Here is a 25,203-nt window from a genome sequence, read left to right on the forward strand (position 1 = left end):
CCTTAACGTATTCGCGAACCAAACTCTGGTTGTCGCATGCGTTAACCTGCGTAAAGGCCCCGACATGTCAACTGTGACCCCCACATCGCGAAGCTGGTACAAGCGCAATGAAATCGCGCTGACCCCTTGGCTCTTTTTGCTGCCAGCAATGCTGTTCTTTGCGGTCTATGTGATCATCCCAATTGGCCAAAGCTTTTGGATCAGTTTCCATCAGTGGGACGGTTTGGGCGAAAAGACATATATTGGGACGGCCAACTATGAACGGCTTTTGGGGATCGGCGAACAGAATATCGACCGCAAGTTCGAAACCTCGTTTTGGAACAACCTCAAATGGTTAGCGCTTTATCTTTTGGCTGTGCCTGCGGGGTTGTTTATTGCCCTGTTTTTGAACCAAACAGTGCGTGGAATTCGCCTGTATAAGTCTTTGTTTTTCTTTCCATTCGTGATTTCTCAAGTCGTTGTTGGGCTTGTGTTTTCATGGTTCTACCTGCCGCGCGAAGGCCTATTGAACGCCATTTTGGGCGTGTTCGGGGCCGGGCCTGTGAACATCCTTGGCGATCCGACCCTCGCCACCTATGGGATTATCGCGGCGGGTCTTTGGCCGCAGACAGCTTACTGCATGATCTTGTATCTGACCGGGTTGAACGCCGTTGATCCCGAACAGGTCGAAGCGGCGCGTTTGGACGGGGCCAAAGGTTATAAAATGCTGTGGTACATTATCTTGCCCCAGCTCAAACCGGCGACGTTCATCGCTTTTGTTGTGACCATCATCGGGGCGCTGCGGTCGTTTGATTTGATCAGTGTTATGACCAACGGCGGACCGTTCGGATCAACCCGCGTGCTGTCGTTCTATATGTTCGAGGAATCCCTGTCTGAATTTGGATTCCGCATGGGGTATGGGTCAGCGATTGCGGTCGTTCTATTCTTTATCATGCTCGGCTTTATCGGATACTTTTTGTACTCTATGTGGCGCGACGAAAAAGGGGCACGCTGATGTTTCCGACACCTATTGCCAAAAAGTCGCGCGGGTTTCAGTTGACCTATCAGGCGGTGCTGCCCTTTGCCTTGATCTTGTGGCTGCTGCCGCTCATCGCTGTTGCGATGTTTTCGATCAAGCCTGCCGCGGATTTCGCCAACGGCAACTATTGGGGCTGGCCGTCCAGTTTTGAAGGCTTCACAAATTACGGCAAAGTGTTTCTTGAATCCAACATGCCGCGCTATTTGCTGAACTCTATGTTCATTACAATTCCAACGGTGTTAGGCGCGGTTGCACTGTCAAGCATGGCCGGATTTGCGCTGGGCATCTACAAATTCAAAGGTAATCTATTCATCTTTTTCATGTTCATCGCAGGCAATTTTGTGCCGTTCCAAATCTTGATGGTGCCGGTGCGTGATCTGACGATCAACATGGGGATGTATGATAGCATTCAGGGGCTTGTACTGTTTCATATCGCGTTCCAAACGGGGTTCTGTACGCTGTTTATGCGCAACTTTATCCGCGCTTTGCCGTTTCCGCTGATCGAAGCGGCCCGTGTCGAAGGCGTCGCAGAATGGCGGATTTTCTTTTACGTTGTGCTGCCACTGATGAAGCCTGCACTGGCGGCTTTGGCGGTGCTGATCTTTACCTTCATCTGGAATGACTATTTCTGGGCGGTGGTGCTGACCCAAGGACCAAGCGCGCAGCCTGTTACCGCTGGGATCACGGAATTTAACTCGCAGTTCCGTGCGGCCTATCACCTGATGAGCGCAGGATCGATTGTCGCGGCGTTACCGCCGGTTGCGATGTTCTTTCTGATGCAAAAGCACTTTATCGCGGGCCTTACGCTTGGGGCGGTGAAGTAGATGTTGGATGTTTATCGACTTGATGATGGCCAACAAACGCTTGTTTTAGCCGTGGCAACTGACCGTTTGCCGCAGGTTGTCTATTGGGGTGCGCCCCTGCCGCCGACCGAGGATCTGGACGCGGTTTGCGCCGCACATGTGATCGATATCACAGGAGGCATGTTGGACGAGAACCCCGATCTATCGATTTGCCCCGAAGCGGGGCGGTCGTTTCAAGGCCAACCGGGGCTGATCTTAAGCGCCGGGGATGGCGCGCCCATTCTGCCAAAGTTTACCGCTACCGAAGTTGATGCAAGCGCTGGATTGAAAGTGGTTAGCAAGGATGCGGCTAACGGCCTGACGCTAACCATTGATTTTGTGGTTGATGCGCAAACGCATGTGATCACCTGTCAAACGACCTTGGATACGCGGATCCCGGTGCAACTGCATTGGCTTGCCGCACCCGTGATGCCTGCGCCACAGCAATCTATCGATATGATTGATGTCTCTGGGCGTTGGTGCGACGAGTTCCAACTGAACCGTACCCCGTGGACACCCGGCATTCATATGCGCGAAAACCGGACCGGGCGCTCGGGCCACGAACATTTTCCGGGTCTTTTGATACCCATATCGGGCGCGACAGATACCAGCGGCGAATGCTACGCGTTTCACTATGGCTGGTCTGGCGGTCACACGATGATTGCCGAAGAGCTACAGGATGGACGCCGTCAGGTGCAATTTGGCCACGCGGCCCGCACGCAAACCACCCCCGGCACGCAGTTTCAAACAGCACCGCTTTACCTAACCTATTCCGACAGCGGGATGAACGGTTGCGCTGTCAGTTTTCAGCGGCATGTGCGCGACCGAATTGTGACTTGGCCGAAACCCGATCAGCCGCGCCCTGTGCATTATAACTGCTGGGAAGCCGTCTATTTCGATCATGACCTGCCGGTTCTGACCGATATCGCTGACCGCGCAGCCGCGCTTGGGGCTGAACGGTTTGTGCTTGATGATGGTTGGTTTGGTAAGCGTAACGACGACACAACCAGTCTCGGTGATTGGACCATTGATCCGCGCAAATTCCCCGATGGGCTCACACCGTTGATTGACCATGTCCTTGGGCTTGGGATGACCTTTGGAATTTGGTTTGAACCCGAGATGGTGAACCAAGATAGCGACCTTTGCCGCGCCCACCCAGACTGGGTACTTGGCCCTGCGGATCAGATTGCAGGACGCCAACAACATGTTTTAAACATGGCGCTGCCCGATGTGCGTGATTACCTTTATGATCACATTGCCGCAGTTTTGGGAGATTATGACGTATACTATATCAAATGGGATCATAATCGGGTTCTGCCTGCGCCGGATGCTGTGCAAGCGGAAGGTACCTATGCGCTGCTGGCGCGCCTGCGTGCGGATTTCCCGCTGGTGGAAATTGAAAGCTGCGCATCTGGTGGTGGGCGGATCGATTTTGGCATCCTCAGCCGTACCCAACGTGTCTGGTTGTCAGACAGCAACGACGCGATTGAACGCTTGCGTATCCAGCATGATGCGGCACTGTTTTTGCCCAGTGCAGTGACCGGCAGCCATGTGGGGCCGCGCGTTTGTCATACCTCTGGGCGCACGCTTGATATCACGTTCCGCGCGTGGGTTGCGGCACAGCGCCATATGGGGTTCGAGATGGACCCGCGCGAATTGGACGCGCGCGAAATCGCTGTGCTGTCCGAAGTTACACAGTGGTGGAAAGATAACCGTGATTGGATGCGCTTTGCGGACATCCTGCGGCTTGATAGTGCTGACCTGGCGGTGACTGCTGAACAGCATCTGGCGGCAGATGGTGGGCGTTTTGTCGTTTTCGCAGGCAAATCCGCAACCTCAAAACAGATCGCGCCGCGGCCTTTGCGCCTGACTGCGCTTGACCCTGCCGCGATCTACCGTATTTCACTCAAAAACCGCGCTGAAATTGCACCCCTTTCGCGTGGAACAACAGCCCTAAAGGATCGCCCCTTGGAACTGTCAGGCGCATATCTTATGCGTCACGGCATCACGCTCCCTTGGTCGTTCCCAGAGCGTATGTGGGTCGTCGAAGGAACACGTCTATGACCAAAGAAAAACGCAACCGCGCATGGTACGGGAAACAGGATAAAGATGGGTTTATTCACCGCAGTTGGATGAAAAACCAAGGCTTTCCTGACCATGCGTTTGATGGGCGTCCGATCATTGGCATCTGCAATACTTGGTCTGAACTGACACCTTGTAATTCTGGGCTGCGCGATCTGGCAGAAGGCGTGAAACGCGGTGTCTGGGAAGCGGGCGGTTTTCCGGTGGAATTCCCTGTGATGTCGCTGGGGGAAACCCAGATGAAACCCACGGCTATGCTATTTCGCAACCTGCTGGCGATGGATGTTGAAGAAAGCATTCGTGCATATGGCATTGATGGCGTTGTGCTTTTGGGGGGCTGTGACAAGACCACGCCGGGGCAGCTGATGGGCGCGGCTTCTGTCGATTTGCCGACCATCGTTGTTAGCTCTGGTCCGATGTTGAACGGCAAGTTCAAGGGCAAAGATATCGGGTCGGGCACTGACGTTTGGAAATTTTCAGAGGCGGTGCGGGCGGGTGATATGACCCTGAAAGATTTCATGAATGCGGAAGCAGGTATGAGCCGTTCCAAAGGCGTTTGCATGACGATGGGGACCGCGTCGACCATGGCCAGTGTCGTCGAGGCGATGGGCATGTCATTGCCCACAAATGCGGCACTTCCTGCCGTAGACGCGCGCCGTATGGCACTGTCGCATCTGACCGGAAAACGCATTGTTGAGATGGTCGAAGAAGACCTGAAGCTGTCGCAAGTCATGACCCGCGAAGCATTTGAAAACGCCATTTTAGCCAATGCCGCCGTGGGTGGATCGACCAACGCGGTTATTCATTTGCTTGCGATTGCGGGCCGTGTGGGGATTGATTTGTCGCTGGATGATTTTGAGATTGGCACAGAAATTCCGCTGCTCGTGAACTGTATGCCATCGGGCAAATACCTGATGGAAGATTTCTGTTACGCGGGTGGAATGCCTGTGGTCCTGTCCGAACTCAAAGACAAATTGCGCCCCGCGCAAACGGTGATGGGCGGCGATATTATGGCCTACGCAGAGGGGGCCGAATGTTACAATGACGATGTCATTCGCTCTTTTGACAACCCGCTGAAACCTGCGGCGGGCCTGCGGGTGCTACGCGGCAATCTCGCCCCGAATGGTGCCATCATCAAACCATCTGCGGCGACTGAAACGCTGCTAGAACATGAAGGCGAGGCATTTGTGTTTGAAAACATCGAAGACATGAAAGCCAATATCGACCGCGAAGACCTGCCCGTGACAGCCGACACTATCCTTGTGCTCAAAGGCTGTGGTCCCAAGGGATATCCGGGCATGCCAGAGGTCGGCAATATGCCGATCCCGGCGAAACTGGTCAAAGAAGGTGTGCGCGATATGGTTCGGGTCTCAGACGCCCGCATGTCTGGCACGGCTTTTGGCACGGTGGTTTTGCATGTCAGCCCCGAAGCGAATGCGGGCGGCAACCTTGCGCTGGTGAAAACGGGGGACCGCCTGCGGCTTTCGGCAAGCGCTGGCGCTTTGGATTTGTTGGTCTCGGACGAGGTTCTGGCCGAACGCCGCGCCGCATGGGAACCGGACGCGCCGCATTACACGCGCGGCTATGCAAAGATGTATGTGGATACGGTTCTTCAGGCAGATAAAGGCGCGGATCTTGATTTCCTTGTCGGCAAGGACACGCGCCCCGTCACACGCGAAAGCCATTAATGGCTGTATCATTTTCCAAACCCTCGCGGGTTATTAACATATCAAGGTGCGTCTCATGAGCAGAAATATTATCGCCATTTTGCGGGGCATTACCCCACCGGAAGCTGTCGAAATTTGCACTGTATTGGTAGAAGAAGGCATCACAGATATTGAGGTGCCGCTCAATTCACCCGAACCGTTGGCGTCTATCGCTGCGATGGTTGCAGCGGTGGGGGATGATGTGACCATCGGGGCAGGGACTGTTTTGACGGTAGAAGATGTCGCCAATGTCAAAGCGGCGGGCGGCACGCTGATTGTCTCTCCGAATGCGGATATTGACGTGATTGCCGCGACCAAAGCTGCGGGGATGCAATCTTATCCCGGTGTCTTAACCCCAACCGAATGCTTTGCCGCGATCAAAGCTGGCGCTGATGGGCTGAAAATTTTTCCATCCTCGGTGATCGGCACAGGGGGGCTTGCGGCCTATAAGGCCGTTTTGCCCGCTGATATGCCTGTCTATGCGGTAGGCGGGGCAGGGCCTGATAATTTTGCAGAGTGGATTGGCGCTGGTGCCGCTGGCTTTGGTATCGGAAGCGCGATCTATAAGCCGGGCTATACAGCTGATGACGTGCACCAACGGGCGCAGGCGATTGTTGCGGCATATGACCAAGCCGTCGCCTAAAAAACAAGATTTGCGAGACACCATGAAACGTACGCTTGGCACCTGCTATTACCCAGAACAATGGCCTTCAAAGATGTGGACCGAAGATGCACGTCGTATGGTTGACGCAGGGCTGACCTGGGTGCGGATCGGCGAATTTTCATGGGCAAAGCTTGAACCAACGCCGGGCAATTATTGCTGGGAGTGGCTCGATCAAGCGATCCAGACACTTGGGGATGCAGGGCTGAAAGTTGTGCTTGGCACGCCGACAGCCACGCCGCCGCGTTGGATGCTGACACGTCATCCCGATATGCTTGCTGTGGATGTTGAAGGTCGCCCGCGTAAATTTGGATCGCGGCGTCATTATTGCTTTAGTCATGAACCTTATCAGGCCGAATGCGCGAAAATTGTTGGGCTGATGGCCGCCCGCTATGGCGCCAACCCATATGTGGCTGCTTGGCAGACGGACAATGAATACGGCTGCCACGACACGACAATTTCGTATAGCGATGCCGCGCGGGCTGCGTTTCAAGATTGGCTCGCCCTGCGTTATGGTTCTGTTGATCAATTGAACGTGGATTGGGGCAATACGTTTTGGTCGATGGATTATGGCAGCTTTGCTGAGGTCGACCTGCCGAACCTGACCGTGACCGAGGCCAACCCCGCCCATTGTCTGGCTTTCCGGCGGTTTAGCTCTGATCAAGTCGTTGCATTTAACCGGCGACAAGTCGATTTGATCCGCGCGCAGACGGATGCGCCGATCACCCATAACTATATGGGCCGGATCACTGATTTTGATCACTTCGCGGTGGGCGATGATCTCGATTTTGCAAGCTGGGATAGTTACCCACTTGGTTTTCTCGAGGACCGGGTGGGCGCAGATGCTGCCCGACAACGTGCTTTTGCCCGCCAAGGCGACCCGGATTTTCAAGCGCTGCACCATGATCTGTACCGCGCGGTCGGGAAAGGGCGCTGGTGGGTGATGGAACAACAGCCCGGCCCGGTGAATTGGGCCCCGTATAACCCGACACCACTGCCCGGCATGGTGCGACTGTGGTCGTGGGAGGCCTTTGCCCATGGCGCCGAAGCCGTCTGCTATTTCCGTTGGCGCCAAGCCCCCGTCGCACAAGAACAATTGCATGCAGGTCTTTTGCGCCCCGATAGCGTTGACGCGGGCGTGATGGAGGAGCTGAAACAGGTCACGGCTGAATTAGCCGACGCGTCAGATGTCGCCCCGCTGCAGGCCCCTGTTGCGATCATCTTTGATTACGACGCTGATTTCGCGTGGACGGTGCAACCGCATGGCGCGGGGCTTAGTTACTTTGGGCTGATCTTGGATGTTTATCGCGGATTACGCCGTCTGGGGTTGTCGGTTGATATTTTGCCCGCCAGCGCACGCGATTTTGCAGGGTATGGTTTGGTGATGGTGCCAGGCATGATGGCGATGGCCGATGATTTGAAAGCCGCGTTGGGCGCAAGTGATGCGCAGGTGGTCTACGGGCCCCGCACGGGTGCGCGCAATGCCGAAATGGGCATTCCAACCCCGTTGCCGCCCGCAATTCCATCGTTGGATGTGACCGTTGTTGCGATCGAGAGCCTGCGCCCCGATTGTCCGATCCCGCTGACAACGGGCGGGCATGTGATCAATTACCGCGATGTGCTCGAGGGCGGGGCAGAACCTGTGCTGCACACGGCCACGGGTGAAGCAGTGGCGATGCGCGACGGGAAGCAAACCTATTTGGGAGGCTGGCTTGACGGCGCAGCGCTTCATATATTCTTGCAAGATCTTTGTGAAAAGGCGGGGATCGCGACGCTTGATCTGCCCGATGGTGTACGGGTTCGCGACACCGGCACAGAACGGTTCTGGTTCAATTACACCGATGCTGCTGTCACCTGTCATGGTCGCACAATCGACGCGGCCGGTGTTGTTAGAGAGGCGCGCTAGGACAATTCATGTGGGCGATCGCGTCGCTACCAACAAAACAATCTGCGACATAAGCGACGATACTATTGCCGCGACCGAGAAAACCTAGCATCTTCGCCGCGTAAAGTTCTGTTGGACCAATCCCTAAGAAAGCGACGCCCCCGCAAATGTCTGAAACGACCCAAAGCAAAGGGATATTTGTGCCAACTCAGACGCAGTGCGCGCAAAGCCTATCTTTGCGATTGCTCGCACATCGCGGATTAATGACACCGCGCCTTACCGCGACGTTCGGCGCAATGAAGGCCGATAATGTGGCGATTACGCAACGCGATCAAAGACTAACGCGCACATCGCATTTGGCCTCTGTCGCAAGCGGGGAAACCGTTCTGCACGCGGAACTTAGCATCGTTTTCGAAAACCTGCCCGAAATGCTTGTCAGCCAGTTGCGCGGGACGTTTACCTTGTTTGGTCAGCTCCTACTTGATCACAAAATAGACGTCAGCGTTGCGGAACCTCAGATTTTTGAAACACCTGACGGGTGCTTTGGGCGCCGCACAAAAATAACTGAGACCTCAGGAGGCATCCCAATTTGCGACGTTGTAGAAATAATGTCGCACGATCGGCTGCTCAGCGTCATCGCACAGCGGTACGGGGATCTGGAGCAGAGTAAAATGTGATTTCAGGGCTACCCGGAGTTTCTTTTCAGAGCCTCAAATCACATCCTCAATGCTTCTGCGAAGCTTGTCGATTAATTCATCAATCTGGTTTTCAGTGCAGATGAATGGTGGTGCCAGCAGGACATGATCGCCATTTTTCCGTCGATGGTCCCGTTCATGGGGTAACAAATCAAACCATTCTCCATCGCTTTGGCTTTCAACCTTGCCGCCAGTTTATTGCTAGGCTCGAATGGCGCTTTCGTATCTACGTCGGCGACAAATTCTAGCCCGCGGAACATGCCGCGCCCACGAATGTCGCCCACGTGTGGGTGTTGTGCGAACGACTCTTTCAACGCGGTGCCAAGGTACTCACCCATCTGCGCCGCGCGGGCGGTCAACCACAGGTTCAGCGAGAAAGCCGATCACAGTCTCTGGGCCGATCCGCAACAGTTCCTTTTCAAGTCCATTGGCGACGCGCTGACCATATTCATACGGGCTTTCCTGATCTGCGCGGCCGCGATATTCGAAGCATGCATCTATGCGGCTGGCGGACACCATGACTGGATCAAAGGGCTCTCGTCGCCTTAGGTTGCCGCCGGTGCCCAAGGCACCCAATGTATTTCGGTGGTAGCTTTGGCGGCGGGAAATGAAACGCGTGCGTTCGGGCTGACCAATCTCAATCATGTATTGGCGGGCGAGTTTTAGGGAGGCTTCCCTGTTTGGAACTTAAGACCAAATAGAAGGCATGTCTGCCTTTTTGGAAAAACGCAAACCCAAGTTTGCCGCAAAATAGGATCTATCCGTCGACGAGGGAGGGCGGCAGTCCGGCACTGCGAAATTGGTTCGGGGTTGCCGCGTACCAGCGATGGAATGCACGAAAAAACGCGCTTTCTTCGGCATATCCTACTGCAGCTGAAACGTCGGATATCGGTAGGTCTGTTCTGGATAGTAATACGGTCGCTCGGTTGCGGCGCTGTTCGTCTTTGAGCTGGGTTAAGCTGTGCCCTTCGGCCTTCAGCTGCCGGTGCAAGCTGGATCGCGACATGCCTAGTCGAGCGGCCACTGCAACCGCATCGGGCCAATCTTCGGCAGGGCCTTTCAGGCAAGTTTCGATGATGATGTGCTTTAACCCGCCCGTGTCTTTGTACCCCCGCAAAAACGCCTCGGGGAGACTGCGTAAAAAAGTTTTTAAGTCGCCTTCGCTGCGATCAACTTTGCGGCCTAAGAACTTCCGATCAAAAACGAGGCTGGCAACTGGCGCGTCAAACGTTACTGGGACCCCAAAAAAATCAACGTAGTCATTGGCGCCTTCCGGCTCGGGGCAGGGAAAGGAAATGGATTTTATCGGGATACGTTCTTTGGCGACCCAGCAATTAAAGCCGTGGAGAATGAGAAAGAACGCGCGATAGGTAAACACGTGTTGCGATGGGTTCGTTTCCGCGATGGTGATTTTACAGTCGCTCTTGTTTGTTTCCAACGTGCCGTATGGTTCATCCAAAACAACCCGCAAGAACCGTAGGGTTCGCTGTACAGCCACTTCGAGTGTCTTAGCCTGACGGATCGCATGCCCCAGCAGGGTCGTGCTGCCTGGTCGCATTGGCCGCACCCCAAGGCTAAAAAATTCATCAGACAAAGTAGCGGATAGCGCGAGCCAAATGCGCGCAAACCCATCCGTGTCCAATTGATTTAGGTCATCAGCGCTTACGGCAGCGTCTTTCAGAAGGGTCGTGATGTCAACGCCTGCTGCATCGCCACAAGCGAGCGCTTCGTTGACGAAAATTGGCGCGACCATACGGCGGTTTTTCTGACTGTCTTTTTGTCTCATCATTGGAACACAATGTGATACTGTATGCAAGCAAAGCAAGAGCTATCATTCCGCCAACTTGGGAAGATGATATGCAAAATAAAGCGATAGTAGTTTCAGGCGCGGCCTCTGGTTTGGGCGCACGTAGTGCCTCAGTTATAGTTTCATCGCGTCGGGCGACAGTCGCTATTCGATCTGATGAACAACCCAAGAATTCACAACCAGAAAAGATCCCGCAATGTCCAACGCGGCATGGTCGCGATTTGTATTGGTGGTGGTGAGGCTACGGCCATCGCACTAGAATTGATGGAGACGACATGATCCTTGATGAAACGCAAACCGCGATCCGCGATATGGCGCGCCAATTCGCTAAGGCTGAACTTTGGCCGGGTGCGCAAGAACGTGACCGCAACGCGCGGTTCCCGAAAGATGAACTCGCTATGATGGGTGAACTTGGTTTTCTTGGCATGCAAGTGCCCGAAGAATACGGCGGCTTTGATGCGGATTTTGTAAGCTACGCCAGCGTGGTCGAGGAAATTGCAGCGGGGGACGGGGCTTGTTCGACGATTATGTCGGTCCACAGTTCCGTTGGTTGCGGCCCAATCCGTGATTACGGAACCGATGCCCAAAAACAAAAATACCTCCCCAAGCTCGCATCGGGCGAATGGATCGGAGGTTTCGCGCTGACAGAACCGCAGGCTGGGTCTGACGCGTCGAACCTAAGGACGACTGCCGTGCGTGATGGGGATAATTGGGTACTAAACGGGGCCAAACAGTTTATCACCTCGGGTAAAAACGGTCACATGATCATCGTTTTTGCAGTGACCGACAAAGCGGCCGGAAAACGCGGTATTTCGGCATTCATCGTCGAAACGGACACTCCGGGGTATGAAGTCGTTCGGGTCGAAGATAAGTTGGGGATTAATTCATCCGACACTTGCCAGATCGCATTTGAAAACCTGCGCATTCCAACAGAAAATCTGCTGGGTGAAGAAGGGCAGGGGTACAAAATCGCTCTCGCAAATTTGGAAAGCGGTCGGATCGGGATCGCGGCACAGGCCGTTGGGATGGCGCGCAGTGCGTTTGAATATGCACGTGATTACGCGATGGATCGCCAGGCGTTTGGGAAGCCGATTTTTGATCAACAAGCCATATCATTTCAACTGGCTGATATGGACACGCAGATCGCGGCAGGCCGCCAGATGGTGTTCTATGCGGCGGCGCTAAAGGATGCGGGTTTGCCCTGCCTCAAAGAAGCGTCCATGGCGAAGCTGTTCACATCTGAGCTTGCTGAAAAAGTCTGTAGCCAAGCGATCCAGATTTTAGGGGGATACGGATTTTTAGCGGACCATCCGCTTGAACGGATATACAGAGATGCCCGTATCTGCCAAATCTACGAAGGCACGAGCGAAATTCAACGTCTCGTTATTGCGCGCGATATCAAAATGCAGGCTGGTGGCTGATTGATGACGAAAAAAGACATTATCATCCGCACTGACGGGCACGCAGGGCGGATCACATTGAACCGACCTGAAGCGCTGAATGCGCTAACATCAGAGATGTCGATTGCAATAGAAGATGCCTTAGACAGATGGCGCGACGACCCAGACATCGCGTTGCTTGTCATTGATGCGGCTGGCACCAAAGCATTCTGCGCAGGCGGTGACATAGCAGAGCTTTATGAAAAAGGGTCGGCTGGAGATTTTGCATTTGGGCGGGCGTTCTGGCACCAAGAATACCAAATGAATCTCAAAATCGCGCAATTCCCAAAACCGGTGGTGGTCTTTATGCAGGGATTTGTCATGGGCGGCGGCGTTGGAGTTGCGTGCCATGCATCCCACCGGATTGTGAGCGAGACCACAAAAGTTGCCATGCCCGAATGTGGTATTGGCCTCGTACCAGATGTCGGCGGAACTTTCATTCTTGGGCGCGCGGCGGGTGAGGTTGGAACCTATCTTGGGTTAACCGGAACGCGCATGGGGCCTTTTGATGCGATCTTTGCTGGATTTGCAGATTACTTTGTCTCGCAAGATGACTGGGTGGATTTGATTGACGACCTTGCTAAAACAGGGAGCATCGCCAAGATCACCAAGATGGCACAACCCGTGCAAAAAGGTGATTTGGAAAGCCAGCAGTCTGAAATAGATGCTTTGTTTGGTGGTGCGACGCTTTCTGAGATTGGCGTGAACCTTGCTGAATCCCATTCGCAATTCGCTGAGGAAACGAGCAAACGACTGGCCAAGGGATCGCCCCTCGCGATGGCATGTGGCCTCGAACTGATCCGCGCGGCGCGATCCGGGGATTTAAGTGATGCGCTTGAACGCGAGTACCGCTTTTCTTACCGCGCACAAAAACAAGGTGATTTTCTCGAGGGTATTCGTGCGCAGATTATAGACCGCGATTTCGCACCAAAATGGCACCACAGCGGTTTCGATGTGCCCCGTGCGGACATCGACCAGATGATCGAAAGCCTTGGCGCCAACGATTGGACCGAAACAGGAGAACCAACATGAAGATTGCATTTATTGGACTTGGAAACATGGGCGGTCCCATGGCCGTCAATTTGGCCCGTGCGGGGCATGATGTGGTTGGCGTTGATCCTGTCGCTGTGCCGGAAGGATTGGCCATGGCGGATTCGATTGCACAAGCCTGCGCAGATGCTGACGTCGCGATCACGATGCTGCCCAACGGCGCGATCCTGCGCAATGTCGCAGCAGAGGTGATCGCGGCGCTGCCAAAGGGCGGTGTGTTTATTGATTGTTCGACGGTTGATGTCGACAGCGCTCGCGCAGTAGGGGCTGATGCGAATGCTGCAGGTCTTGGGGCCTTGGATGCACCGGTGTCAGGTGGCATCAAAGGGGCGGCCGATGGCACGCTGACCTTTATGGTCGGCGGTGATGACGCGGCGTTTGCTACGACGAAACCGCTGTTTGATATTATGGGTCAGAAGGCCGTACATTGCGGCGCGACAGGCGCGGGGCAGGCCGCGAAAATATGTAACAATATGATCCTTGGGATAACAATGCTTGGCACCTGCGAGGCGTTCGCGCTTGCTGACAAGCTTGGTCTGGATCGACAGGCAATGTACGATGTTGTGTCTACGTCTTCGGGGTATAGCTGGACGATGAACGCCTATTGCCCCGCCCCGGGCGTTGGGCCACAAAGCCCAGCAGACAATGATTACAAGCCCGGATTTGCATCGGAATTGATGCTCAAGGACTTGGGGCTTAGCCAAGATGCGGCGGCATCTTGTGATGCTGAAACGCCGATGGGCGCGATGGCTCGCGATCTTTATGCAAGGTTTGTGAATGCTGAGGGCGGATTAGGGACAGATTTTTCTGCTGTGCTGCCGTGGCTCAAAGACAAAAGCAGGTCATCTTGAGGGGGCATGACAAATCCACGTGACGTCCCAATCAATTGGAGAATTTCCAGACGGTGCCGCTCGGCAGCCAAACGCGTGGCTTATTTAATCGATGGGTGCGGTTACTCAATTCCACCCAGACAGACGTATTTGATCTCTAGGTAATCTTCAGTGCCATATTTTGACCCTTCTCGGCCCTGACCTGATTGCTTGATGCCACCGAATGGTGCGACCTCTGTTGAAATCAAACCCGTGTTCACGCCTACCATTCCATATTCTAATGCTTCGGCCACCTTCCAGACGCGCGACAGGTCCTTGGCGTAGAAATAGGACGCCAGTCCAAATTCTGTATCGTTTGCCTGCTCAATAACATCGTCAACGGAATCGAACTTAAAGAGCGGGGCCACAGGGCCGAAAGTCTCTTCGGAGGCGATTGTCATGTCTTTGCGAACCCCACTGAGGATCGTCGGTTCAAAGAAGGTTCCGCCAAGTTCATGCCGTTTGCCGCCAACCAGCACTGACGCACCTTTGGCTTTGGCGTCCGCGATATGATCTTCGACCTTCGAAACGGCCTGCAAATTGATTAATGGGCCCGCTGCAACGCCGTCATCAAACCCGTCGCCAACCTTCACGGCACGAACAGCCACCGCAAGTTTTTCGGCAAATGCATTGTAGACGCCTGACTGCACATAAATGCGGTTAGCGCAGACACAGGTTTGCCCATTGTTACGGTATTTAGAAATCATCGCGCCTTCGACTGCGGTATCCAGATCAGCATCGTCAAAGACGATAAACGGTGCATTGCCGCCAAGTTCCATCGATGTTTTCTGAACCTGATCCGCAGATTGGCGCATCAGGATTTTACCCACATTTGTGGACCCGGTGAAGGTAAGCTTGCGTACTTTGCTATTGGAACTGAATGCTTGACCAACCATCGCACTTTGCGTTGTCGTAATAACATTGAACAATCCGTCGGGGATACCAGCCTCTTGCGCGAGGTACGCCATGGCAAGGGCGGACAGCGGGGTCAGCTCTGCTGGTTTGGCGACGAATGAACATCCCACGGCAAGTGCCGGTGCCAGCTTGCGCGTCATCATGGCATTCGGGAAATTCCAAGGTGTGATCGATGCGACGACACCAACAGGTTGTTTCAAAACCATAATTCTCTTGTCAGGTTGGTGGCCCGGGATGATGTCGCCGTAGATACGCTTTGCTTCTTCGGCGAACCATTCGACGTAGCTCGCGCCATATAGGATCTCGCCTTTCGCCTCTGGCAATGGTTTGCCCATTTCAGCCGTGAGGATAACTGCGAGGTCGTCGGCATTTGCAACCATCAGATCAAACAGACGACGCAAGATGTTTCCGCGTTCTTTGCCTGTCCGCTTTGCCCATGCGGTTTGGGCGACATAGGCAGCATCAATCGCACGATTGGTTTCCGTCAGCCCCATGTCGGGAAGCGAAGCGAGCGTCTCAGCTGTTGATGGGTTCAGAACGTCAAAGCATTTACCACCTTCGGCAACCGTCAGCCATTCACCGTCAATAAAACCGGCATCCAAGAGCAGTGCTGGATTTTTCAACATTCCTGCGAGTTTTGTAGAGATCATATTATTCACTCACATCTGCACGGGCGGCACGAATGGAGGCCTCGATGATATCAAGTGCCTCTGCGAAAACGTCATCTTGGATGGTGATTGGCGCAAGGAAACGAACGACATTGCCATATACCCCGCAGGTCAACAAAATCAGGTTTTTCTTCAATGCATGCGCTTTTACGGCATTCGTGAAATCGGCATTGGGTGTAACACCGTCGGGCAGGTTGAACTCTACCGCTGTCATAAATCCAAGACCGCGGATATCCGCAATTTCAGGAATATCGGCGCGCAAGCTTTCAAGCCGCTGCTTTAAGCGTGATCCAAGTGCGTTTGCGCGATCGCATAGGTTTTCTTCGTCAATAATGTCCAAAACCGCATGCGCGGCAGCAATCCCCATAGGGCTGCCACCATAAGTTCCGCCAAGACCGCCCGGGTTTGCCGCATCCATAACCGTTGCGCGCCCCGTAACCGCCGCGATTGGGAACCCGCCACCAAGCCCTTTGGCCATCGTTGTCAGATCAGCGACTACATCGTGGTGTTCCATCGCGAACATTTTGCCTGTCCGTGCAAACCCCGTTTGCACCTCGTCTGCGATCAACAGGATGCCGTGTTCGTCACAAAGTTTGCGCAAATGTACCATCAATGCGCGCGGGGCGTCATAGAATCCACCTTCGCCTTGTACAGGTTCAATGATGATTGCCGCGACGCGGTCAGGGTCAACATCGGCTTTAAACAGCTTGTCCAAAGCAGCGATTGAATCCTCAACCGTTACACCATGTATCGGGACTGGAAAGGGAGCGTGAAATACATCGCCGGGCATGCTTCCGAAGCCCTTTTTGTACGGCACCACTTTTCCAGTAAGCGCCATGCCCATGAACGTACGGCCATGAAAACCACCAGAAAACGCGATGACAGCAGAGCGACCCGTCGCAGCGCGTGCGATTTTGACTGCATTCTCGGCCGCTTCTGCACCTGTGGTGACAAAGACTGTTTTCTTTTCAAAATCACCGGGAACAAGCGCATTGAGGCGCTCGGCCAATGAGACGTAGTTTTCATAGGGGACGACCTGATGACAGGTATGCGTGAACCGATCTAGCTGGGCTTTGACGGCGTCTATCACCTTTGGGTGGCGGTGCCCGGTGTTCACGACAGCAATACCTGCGGCAAAGTCGATGTAGCGCGTGCCTTCGATGTCCCAGATTTCTGAATTTTCCGCGCGATCTGCGAAAACTTGCGTCATCATTCCAACGCCACGCGCGATCGCGCCGTCTTTGCGTTTACTTACGTCTGCGTTCAACATTCTTTTCACTTCCTATGACTAGCGCGTCTTGGCCAATACAAAACCAGATATAAGAACGATAAATTGTTTATTATTTACCGAATAGTCTGTATCTTTGTGATTATAAGGTATTGAAATATAATGACTTAAATCAGGAGTGATTGGAATTTTAATCATGTCGAACACGGATTTCTCAGAAAACGCCCAGCTCGGTCAACGCCTGCGTTCTCTCAGGCTTCGTGCGGGCTTGTCGCAAAGGGCACTCGCAAAAAAGACGAATGTTGCAAGCGCGACAATTTCTTTGATGGAATCTGGAAAGACGAGCCCTTCAGTGGGGTCATTAAAGCGCATCTTAGAAGGTATCCCGATTGGCTTGTCGGAGTTCTTCGATTTTGAACCAGAACTTGAAACCAACGTCTTTTATGCAGCCGAAGAGTTAACAGAGATTGGCACAAAATCCCTGTCACTTAAGCAAATCGGCGCTAGCTCGCTCGGTAGAAACCTACAAATACTTAAAGAAACCTATCCGCTGAATGCCGATACAGGACGGGTCATGTACGAACACGCAGGCGAAGAGGGAGGCATCGTCATTTCCGGACGTGTCGAAGTTACCGTAGGCGATATGCGAAAAATCTTGGGGCCGGGCGACGCATATTTCTTTCCAAGCACAAGCCCACACCGGTTTCGACAAGTTGGCCCCGTTGAGACTGTGATCATCAGCGCGTGCACGCCACCAACATTCTAGCGGTGTCAGTGGCGCGATAAACGCTGCAGGCGAATCCCCAGCCAACATGTGTTGGTTGATACCTAGTGGACCGCGAGAAGCTCATCGCGCTTTTGTTTTTGAATCGCGCGCTTTGAAGTGATGGACGCCACGAGCACACCGATCGTCACCAGTCCGATGATCAACGTCGACAGGGCGTTAATTTCGGGGCTGACACCGAGCCGCACGGAAGAATATATCTTGATCGGCAACGTTGTGGCCGATGGGCCCGCCGTGAACGATGCGATCACCAGATCATCAAGCGACAATGTAAAAGCCAGTAGCCAGCCGGAGGCGACAGCAGGCGCGATAATCGGCAGGGTCACGGATTTAAACGCGTCCCAAGGCGTGCAGCCCAAATCAAGCGCCGCTTCTTCCAAGCTTTCGTCAAACGATGCCATGCGCGATGAGACAACGACGGACACGTAACACATTGAAAACGTAGCGTGCGCCAATACAATCGTCGCGACGCCCCGGTCCATGCCAACAGCTATGAAGAGCAGCAGCAAAGACAGGCCTGTTATGACTTCGGGCATCACAAGTGGGGCGTAGATCATGCCAGAAAACAATGTGCGCCCGCGGAACCGGCCAGCACGTACCAACACAAAGGCTGCCATAGTGCCCAAGACGGTCGCGATGGTAGACGAGATAACCCCGACCTTCAGTGTGACCCAAGCCGCGTCGAGGAATGCTTCGTTTTGCATGAGCTCGCCGTACCATTTGGTCGAAAAGCCCCCCCAAACGGCAACGAGCTTTGATTCATTGAAGCTATAAATGACCAAGATGATCATGGGGATATACAAGAACGCAAAACCGAGCGTGAGTGAGACAACGTTAAACCATGATGGCTTTCTCATTTGTTTTGCTCCCGATGTTTTTGCTCGTTTCGTTGGAACAAGATGATGGGGATGATCAAGACGAGGAGAAGAATGACCGCCACCGCCGAAGCCAATGGCCAATCACGGTTTGAAAAGAATTCTTCCCATAGAACCTTACCAATCATCAAGGTGCGTGAACCGCCCAGGAGGGAAGGGATCACAAATTCGCCCAACGCAGGGATGAAGACGAGAAAACAACCCGCGATGATGCCCGGCTTCGCCAAATGTATGGTGACCGACCAAAAGGCGCTTGTGCGTGTGCAGCCCAAATCCTGCGCCGCTTCTAGCAAAGAACCATCGAGCTTTTCGAGCGTGGCGTAGATCGGTAAGACCATAAACGGCAGGTAAGTGTAGACGATGCCAATATAGACAGCGGTATTGGTATTCATGATCACCAGCGGATCAGAGATAATACCTGTCCACATCAGAAATTGGTTTAAGAAGCCTTCGTTGGAAATGATGCCGATGAGCGCATAAATGCGGATCAAAAAGCTTGTCCAGAAAGGCAGAATGATCAGCAGCAAAAGGCTAGGACGCCATTCTTGTGGCGCGTTTGCGATCGCATAGGCAAAAGGAAAACCAATGAGCAGCGTGAAAAACGTTGCGAGCACGGCAATCTTGAGACTGGACCAATAGGCTTTGATGTAAAGAGAGTCTTCGGACAGAAAGACAAAGTTTTCAAAGTCGAGACCCGCCCAAAAAGCCCGAAACCCAGGCCAACCTTCTTCTAGCTCTAGGGTTGGGGTGTAAGGCGGAATTGAGATCGCGTAATCTGATAGCGAAATCTTGAAAACGATCAAAAAGGGCACCAAAAACAAGGCTACGAGCCATGCATATGGTACGGTGATAAGAAGGCGGCGTGCGATATTCATGGTGCCCCCTACGATGCGAGGACGATACCGGCGGTATCCGTCCATGAGAGCCAAACACTGTCGCCCCAAGTGATTGCGCGACGCGCAATGCGGCGATTATTTGCAACCTGAGATTTGATCAATGAACCATTCTCAAGTCGCACGTAATAGGTCGACATGTTTCCGAGATATGCAATGTCCTCGACGGTCCCATTGACGCGGTTATGGCGGTCCATCGGTTCGTCGGAAAAGATAGCGACTTTCTCGGGGCGTACCGCAAATGCGCCGGATGTTGCCGCGGTCAGGCTTTCACCGGCCATGCCGCGTATGGCGGGTTTTCCCTCGCCCCATGACAATTCGGCAGCCTCGCCTTCTGATTTGGTAACCTGACCTTCGATGATATTTACGTCGCCGATAAAGTCCGCAACATAGAGTGAATTGGGTGCTTCATAGATCCGGTCGGGGGTGTCGATTTGTTTCAGTTTTCCGTGATCCATCACTGCGATGCGGCTTGCCACTGTCATGGCCTCTTCTTGGTCATGGGTCACGATCACAAATGTGGTGCCGGTCTTCTCTTGAATATCCATCAACTCGAATTGCGTTTCTCGACGTAGCTTCTTGTCAAGCGCGCCAAGAGGTTCATCCAGGAGCAATAATTTGGGCGCTTTGGCCAATGCACGTGCAAGCGCGACACGTTGGCGTTGCCCACCAGACATTTGGTGCGGCTTGCGGCTTGCGAATTTCTTGAGCTGGACGAGGCGCAGCATCTCTTCGACGCGGCCATCAATTTCCGATTTGGGCATATCGGATCGCTTCAATCCGAAGGCGAGGTTTTCCGCAACGGTAAGATGCGGGAATAATGCATAAGACTGGAACATCATATTCACGACGCGCTTGTTCGGTGGAATGCCATCCATATCGACGCCATCAATCGTGATGCTCCCTTCGGTAACAGTTTCAAATCCACCGAGCATCCGCATCAAGGTTGTTTTGCCGCAACCCGATGGACCGAGCAGGGCAAAAAATTCTTTGGGATAGATTTTGAGATCGACATCATCAATCGCTGTAAATGTACCATATTGTTTGGTCACATTTGAAAACTTGATGAGAGGCGTCGCAGTCTCATCTTCCCAAGGGGCGAAGGGGGCGTCAGTATTCATTATAAAATCCTGTCGAATACGCATGGAGGTTCTCCTCCATGCGATAACTTCATCAGTGCGTGTTAAGGGGGGTATTATGTCCCGGACTTAACCTTGGTCCACATGCGCGTTACGGTACGTTGAACGCGTGGCTCGTATGGGGTCGCTGTATAAAGGTTTTCGAGCGTCGCCTCATCTGGGTAGATCGCAGGATCATCGATCACGTCCTCAAACAAGAATTCTTGAGAGGCAAGGTTTCCGTTTGCGTAGTAAACATAGTTCGACGCGGCAGCCATGTTTTCAGCATCCAAAATGAAGTTCAGGAATGCGTGCGCGGCGTCAGGGTTTGGCGCGTCGACGGGAATGGCCATCTGGTCGAACCACATCAGGGCGCCTTCAGATGGGGCGTTGTAAGCGATCTCAACGCCATTCTCTGCCTCGTCTGCACGGTCACGCGCTTGAAGAACGTCACCTGACCAACCGAAGGCGACACAGATGTCGCCGTTCGCGAGCGCATTGATATATTCAGAGCTGTTATACTTTGCAACATAGGGTGCGACGGCCGTCAAAAGTGGCTCTGCCAATGCAAGCACATCAGGGTCTTGGCTGTCAGGCGCTTCACCCAAATACGCCAATGCCGCTGGGATGACTTCGGTCGGCGCATCCAAGAAATAGACGCCGCATTCGGCAAGCTTTTCCATGTTCTCTGGATTGAAAATCAAATCGAGTGAACCGATCTGGGCGTCATCACCAAGGACTTCGGCCACTTTGTTGACGTTCACGCCAATGCCGGTGGTGCCCCACATGTAGTTGATCGAATAGGCATTGTCAGGATCGTACTGGGCTGTGCGCGCTTCGATCAGGTCCCATACGTTGCTATGGTTTGGCAATTTGCTCAGATCAAGCTGCTGGAACGCGCCCGCCTGAATCTGACGCTGCAAAAAGTCGCCCGTTGGCACAACGATGTCGTAGCCGGAGCTACCAGCAAGCATTTTAGTTTCAAGAACTTCGTTACTGTCGAACACATCATAGATGACTTCGATACCAGTTTCCGCTTCGAACTGATCCAAGAGATCTTCGTCGATATAATCGGACCAGTTATAGATGCGCACTTCTTCCGCGAGCGCCGATTGGGCGATAGCGCAAAGCGCAATCGTCGAAAGGGTGGTAAACAGTTTCATTGATTTCTCCTTGTTGATTGAAAAAACTTTTGATCAAAAGTTTGACAATAGCAAGTTTTTTGCAAATATTGATGAGAAGAAACTGAGATCCGATAGCGACGATTGGTTAAAATTTATGCAAATTGACAAAAAAATGCCGGAGCACCAAGCCGTCTACGCAACGTTGCGCGATAGAATTCTATTGGGAGAATTTGCACCGGGGCAACCTATGACCATTCAGGGGTTGGCCGAAATTCTTGGCGTTGGAATGACGCCTGTTCGCGAAGCGATTCGACGTTTGACATCTGAAAGCGCGCTGGAGACCTTGGGGAACCGTCGCGTTATTGTCCCGACCCTCACGCAAGATCAGCTTGATGATATTTATTTCATGCGGTTGAAGGTTGAGCCTGAGTTGGCAAAAAGGGCCGCAAAATCAATTACAAAGCAACATGTTAAAGAGCTGTATGAAATTGACCGAGAGGTGGATCTCGCGATCAATGTCGGTGATGTTAATGGGTACTTGGAGCGCAACAAAGCATTTCATTTCAATATTTATGCCCACGCAAATTCCCCGATTCTGACGCGTATTGCGCAGTCGCTTTGGTTGCAGGTCGGACCCAGCCTGCGCGTAGTTTGTGGTCGATATGGCACGGCGAACCTGCCCGATAAACACGACGCAATTTTGCAGGCGTTTTTAGATGGAAACCCTGAGGCGGCGGCGGCGGCAATGCAGGAAGACCTCGAGCAGGGGATTATGCTTGCGGGTCAACCTCTCGCAGATAAATTTGATCAAAATTTAGGTAAGAACCAATGAATAGACGTGATACAAAGTCGACCACAGCGTCATGGATTTCTGAGCTGCCGGACCATTTTCAAGAGTACCTCGGAGACCGCCGGATCGATGAGGTGGAAATTATCATTCCCGATATCGCCGGCACGTCACGCGGCAAAGCTATGCCCGCGCATAAATTCAAACCTGATGAAGCGTTCTTTCTGCCTATCTCGCTGTTTTACCAGACGATTTCAGGTGAATACGTGGATATGGAAATCGAAAATCAATGGCTTGAGAAAGATGTCATGCTTGTGCCGGATATGGGAACGGCCACGGCAATTCCATGGGGCGACGATCCGTCAGTTCAAATTATTTGTGATATGAAGACGCGCGAAGGCGAAAATCTTGCGATAGCGCCGCGCAACGTGCTGCGTCGGATTTTGGATTTCTATGCTGCGGAAGGTCTGACCGCTGTTGTTGCCCCGGAATTAGAGTTCTACCTGACAACACCAAATGTCGATCCAAATGAACCGATTGAGGCGCCGGTTGGGCGCACCGGCCGAAAACGCTCTAGCAGCCAAGTCTATTCGATGGCGGCCGTTGATGAATACGGGCCGGTTATCGACACGATTTACGACTTTGCCGAGGCACAGGGGCTCGAGATTGATACGGTGATTCAAGAGGGCGGGGCAGGGCAGATTGAGATCAATCTGTTGCACGGCGATCCACTTGCCCTCGCGGATCAGGTGTTCATTTTTAAGCGCACCATTCGGGAAGCGGCACTAAAAAATGGTATCTATGCCACCTTCATGGCCAAGCCGATGCGGGATGAACCGGGAAGTGCCATGCATATTCATCAGTCCATTTTGGACACAAAAACAGGTAAAAACATATTCTCTGATGCGGATGGCAATGCGACAGAAGCATTCACGCATTTCATCGGTGGCTCGCAAAAATACCTGATGCAGGCTGTGCCATTGCTGGCGCCTTATGTGAATTCATATCGCCGGATCACCGTGGATGGCCAAAGCGCCCCAGCTAATCTTGAATGGGCTGCCGATAACCGGACAACTGGTTTGCGCGTGCCGCATTCTGGGCCGGACGCCCGCCGCCTAGAAAATCGCGTGATCGGCATGGATTGCAATCCTTATCTGGCGATAGCAGCATCCTTGGCTTGCGGATATCTTGGTATGAAAAACAAGACGTTGCCGCGCCCTGAAGCCGTCAACGAGGTATGGGAAACAGAAGATGCTTTGCCGCCGGGCCTGAACGCTGCGCTGAACTTATTTGAAGATGCAGATGCGCTGTGGGATGTCTTGGGAACAGAGTTCTGCCAATTGTTCTTAGACTTGAAGCGCGCTGAAAACGAAGAGTACCAGCGCGAGATTTCACCATGGGAACGGCAGCACCTGCTGTTGAACGTCTAATGAATCTCCTTTCTGTGAACGATAAGGAGGGAACTTATCCTCCGTCGTTCTACGCCAGCAATATCACGGCTATTGCGGACTGTGATGCGGTCCAAGGCGATCTAAACTGCGATGTCTGTGTCATTGGCGGTGGGTTTACGGGTCTTTCGACCGCCCTGCATTTGGCGCAAAAAGGTTATTCTGTACGCTTGCTTGAGGCGCAGCGCATCGGGTTTGGTGCGTCCGGCCGCAACGGCGGACAAGTCGGGCAGGGGCAACGTGTCGACCAGGATGAACTGGAAGACATGTTTGGCGAAGATCGCGCGCGCGCATTGTGGGAAATTGGTATGCAAGCAGTCGAATGCGTGCGTGATTTGTCGCAATCCGACTTGGTTCACGCTGATTTTCACCCCGGCATTGCCCACGCCGATCATCGCGCACGCTATGTCCCGCATTCCCGCGATTACGTCGAGAAGATGAACACGAAATACGGGTATGAACATATTTCATTTTTGGACAAGCAAGAGATGCAAGAGCTGGTTCAATCGCAAGCATATCACGGTGGAAGTTTTGACACCCGTTCGGGGCATATCGACCCGTTGCAATTTGCGCTAGGTCTCGCACGAATGGCGCAGAAGGCTGGCGTAAAGCTTCATGAAAACAGCCATGTAAGATCGATCCAGCACGGACCGACGGCTGTCGTGAAAACGGATGCTGCGCGGATTTCTGCGAAATATGTCGTTATGGCGTGCAATGGATATATCGGAAATTTAGACGCTGACGTGACGCGTCGCGTGATGCCCATCAACAATTATATCGTCGCAACAGAACCCTTGTCCGACGCGGATCGCGCCAAGGTTTTGGCAAAGAACATCGCGGTGGCGGACACGAAATTTGTGGTGAATTACTTCCGCTTTAGTGATGATAACCGCATGCTGTTTGGCGGCACCGAAAGCTATAGTTACAAGTTCCCAAAAGACATCGCAGCCCAAGTGCGCAAACCAATGACCGATATTTTCCCGCAGTTGCAAGACGCGAAGATCGATTATGCGTGGGGAGGTACGTTGGGGATCACCATGAATCGGTTGCCACACTACGCGCGCTACGGTGCTGGAAATGTCCTGAGCATGTCGGGTTTTTCCGGCCAGGGCGTCGCTCTTGGCACCCTATCAGGCCAAATCGCTGCTGAGGCGATCGCAGGGCAGGCCGAACGATTTGACATCATGTCACAAATTCCGTCCCCGAAATTTCCGGGTGGCACGCTCATGCGCCAACCACTGCTGATCCTTGCGATGCTGTGGTTTTCGATGCGCGACAAACTGTGAGGATCCTATGACGATGCCGCATT

The 25,203-nt window shown here is 53.2% G+C and carries 21 protein-coding genes and 1 pseudogene; 14 read left to right on the forward strand and 8 right to left on the reverse strand.

From position 1 onward, the window contains the following. Positions 1-64 precede the first annotated feature (64 nt). The 7 genes from Yoon_RS05080 to Yoon_RS05110 all read left to right on the forward strand — a co-directional run bounded on the left by Yoon_RS05080 (position 65) and on the right by Yoon_RS05110 (position 8,871). Positions 65-994, forward strand: coding sequence for a carbohydrate ABC transporter permease (locus Yoon_RS05080; protein ID WP_238110717.1), 930 nt, complete (start codon positions 65-67; stop codon positions 992-994). Continuing rightward, on the forward strand, positions 994-1,842 hold the full coding sequence (locus Yoon_RS05085) for a carbohydrate ABC transporter permease (RefSeq protein ID WP_238110718.1): 849 nt from the start codon (positions 994-996) through the stop codon (positions 1,840-1,842). The genes Yoon_RS05080 and Yoon_RS05085 overlap by 1 nt, the downstream gene beginning before the upstream one ends. After that, entirely contained in the window at positions 1,843-3,924 is a 2,082-nt protein-coding gene (locus tag Yoon_RS05090) for an alpha-galactosidase (protein WP_238110720.1), read from the forward strand. Continuing rightward, positions 3,921-5,630 carry an IlvD/Edd family dehydratase gene (locus Yoon_RS05095; RefSeq protein WP_238110721.1) on the forward strand — a complete coding sequence of 570 codons (1,710 nt, stop codon included), beginning with the start codon at positions 3,921-3,923 and terminating at the stop codon, positions 5,628-5,630. Before Yoon_RS05090 ends, Yoon_RS05095 begins: the two co-directional genes overlap by 4 nt. A gap of 55 nt (positions 5,631-5,685) precedes the next feature. After that, complete coding sequence (locus Yoon_RS05100) at positions 5,686-6,291, forward strand: 2-dehydro-3-deoxy-6-phosphogalactonate aldolase (protein WP_238110723.1); 606 nt, start codon at positions 5,686-5,688, stop codon at positions 6,289-6,291. A 22-nt stretch (positions 6,292-6,313) separates the two neighbouring features. Next, entirely contained in the window at positions 6,314-8,215 is a 1,902-nt protein-coding gene (locus Yoon_RS05105; RefSeq protein WP_238110724.1) for a beta-galactosidase, read from the forward strand. A gap of 242 nt (positions 8,216-8,457) precedes the next feature. After that, on the forward strand, positions 8,458-8,871 hold the full coding sequence (locus Yoon_RS05110) for a hypothetical protein (protein ID WP_238110726.1): 414 nt from the start codon (positions 8,458-8,460) through the stop codon (positions 8,869-8,871). Between the two features lie 33 nt (positions 8,872-8,904). On the opposite strand, the pseudogene Yoon_RS05115 reads toward Yoon_RS05110, so the two are convergent. Together Yoon_RS05115 and Yoon_RS05120 are read right to left on the reverse strand one after the other, a co-directional pair. Beyond that, positions 8,905-9,564 (reverse strand): annotated as a pseudogene (locus Yoon_RS05115) (aminotransferase class III-fold pyridoxal phosphate-dependent enzyme); the annotation flags it as partial. Between the two features lie 82 nt (positions 9,565-9,646). After that, complete coding sequence (locus tag Yoon_RS05120) at positions 9,647-10,678, reverse strand: AraC family transcriptional regulator (RefSeq protein ID WP_238110728.1); 1,032 nt, start codon at positions 10,676-10,678, stop codon at positions 9,647-9,649. Positions 10,679-10,971: 293 nt separating this feature from the next. On the opposite strand from Yoon_RS05120, the gene Yoon_RS05125 reads away from it, so the two are divergent. The 3 genes from Yoon_RS05125 to mmsB are packed head-to-tail and all read left to right on the forward strand — an operon-like array spanning position 10,972 to position 14,036. After that, positions 10,972-12,117 (forward strand): acyl-CoA dehydrogenase family protein, encoded by a 1,146-nt coding sequence (locus tag Yoon_RS05125; RefSeq protein WP_238110729.1) that lies wholly within the window; start codon positions 10,972-10,974, stop codon positions 12,115-12,117. Positions 12,118-12,120: 3 nt separating this feature from the next. Beyond that, positions 12,121-13,167: an enoyl-CoA hydratase/isomerase family protein gene (locus Yoon_RS05130; protein ID WP_238110731.1), complete on the forward strand. Its 1,047-nt coding sequence runs from the start codon at positions 12,121-12,123 to the stop codon at positions 13,165-13,167. Beyond that, the gene (mmsB, locus tag Yoon_RS05135; RefSeq protein WP_238110733.1) at positions 13,164-14,036 is read left to right on the forward strand and encodes a 3-hydroxyisobutyrate dehydrogenase; all 873 of its coding nucleotides are present in this window, start codon (positions 13,164-13,166) and stop codon (positions 14,034-14,036) included. Before Yoon_RS05130 ends, mmsB begins: the two co-directional genes overlap by 4 nt. A 101-nt stretch (positions 14,037-14,137) precedes the next feature. Here mmsB and Yoon_RS05140 read toward each other — a convergent pair whose 3' ends face one another. Further along, positions 14,138-15,619: an NAD-dependent succinate-semialdehyde dehydrogenase gene (locus tag Yoon_RS05140; protein WP_238110735.1), complete on the reverse strand. Its 1,482-nt coding sequence runs from the start codon at positions 15,617-15,619 to the stop codon at positions 14,138-14,140. Between the two features lies 1 nt (position 15,620). After that, on the reverse strand, positions 15,621-16,907 hold the full coding sequence (locus Yoon_RS05145; RefSeq protein ID WP_238110737.1) for a 4-aminobutyrate--2-oxoglutarate transaminase: 1,287 nt from the start codon (positions 16,905-16,907) through the stop codon (positions 15,621-15,623). Between the two features lie 154 nt (positions 16,908-17,061). Between Yoon_RS05145 and Yoon_RS05150 the strand changes: the two genes are divergently transcribed. After that, positions 17,062-17,631: a cupin domain-containing protein gene (locus Yoon_RS05150; RefSeq protein WP_238110738.1), complete on the forward strand. Its 570-nt coding sequence runs from the start codon at positions 17,062-17,064 to the stop codon at positions 17,629-17,631. A 62-nt stretch (positions 17,632-17,693) separates the two neighbouring features. Here the strand turns inward: Yoon_RS05150 and Yoon_RS05155 are convergent, their stop codons facing one another. From Yoon_RS05155 to Yoon_RS05170, 4 genes are all read right to left on the reverse strand, one after another. Then, positions 17,694-18,506, reverse strand: a complete 813-nt coding sequence (locus Yoon_RS05155; RefSeq protein ID WP_238110739.1) for an ABC transporter permease — start codon at positions 18,504-18,506, stop codon at positions 17,694-17,696. Next, positions 18,503-19,393 (reverse strand): ABC transporter permease subunit, encoded by an 891-nt coding sequence (locus Yoon_RS05160; RefSeq protein ID WP_238110988.1) that lies wholly within the window; start codon positions 19,391-19,393, stop codon positions 18,503-18,505. The genes Yoon_RS05155 and Yoon_RS05160 overlap by 4 nt, the downstream gene beginning before the upstream one ends. A 14-nt stretch (positions 19,394-19,407) precedes the next feature. Then, entirely contained in the window at positions 19,408-20,538 is a 1,131-nt protein-coding gene (locus tag Yoon_RS05165) for an ABC transporter ATP-binding protein (RefSeq protein ID WP_238110740.1), read from the reverse strand. 74 nt (positions 20,539-20,612) lie between these two features. Continuing rightward, positions 20,613-21,698, reverse strand: a complete 1,086-nt coding sequence (locus Yoon_RS05170; protein ID WP_238110744.1) for a polyamine ABC transporter substrate-binding protein — start codon at positions 21,696-21,698, stop codon at positions 20,613-20,615. Between the two features lie 10 nt (positions 21,699-21,708). Between Yoon_RS05170 and Yoon_RS05175 the strand changes: the two genes are divergently transcribed. From Yoon_RS05175 to Yoon_RS05185, 3 genes are read left to right on the forward strand one after another with little or no spacing between them, the layout of a single operon-like run. Next, on the forward strand, positions 21,709-22,491 hold the full coding sequence (locus Yoon_RS05175) for a GntR family transcriptional regulator (protein ID WP_238110746.1): 783 nt from the start codon (positions 21,709-21,711) through the stop codon (positions 22,489-22,491). Beyond that, positions 22,488-23,876 carry a glutamine synthetase family protein gene (locus tag Yoon_RS05180; protein WP_238110753.1) on the forward strand — a complete coding sequence of 463 codons (1,389 nt, stop codon included), beginning with the start codon at positions 22,488-22,490 and terminating at the stop codon, positions 23,874-23,876. Before Yoon_RS05175 ends, Yoon_RS05180 begins: the two co-directional genes overlap by 4 nt. Then, positions 23,876-25,180 carry an FAD-binding oxidoreductase gene (locus tag Yoon_RS05185; protein ID WP_238110755.1) on the forward strand — a complete coding sequence of 435 codons (1,305 nt, stop codon included), beginning with the start codon at positions 23,876-23,878 and terminating at the stop codon, positions 25,178-25,180. The genes Yoon_RS05180 and Yoon_RS05185 overlap by 1 nt, the downstream gene beginning before the upstream one ends. Positions 25,181-25,203: the final 23 nt, after the last annotated feature.

The organism is Yoonia sp. I 8.24, assembly GCF_022096995.1.
Taxonomy (GTDB): Bacteria; Pseudomonadota; Alphaproteobacteria; order Rhodobacterales; family Rhodobacteraceae; genus Yoonia.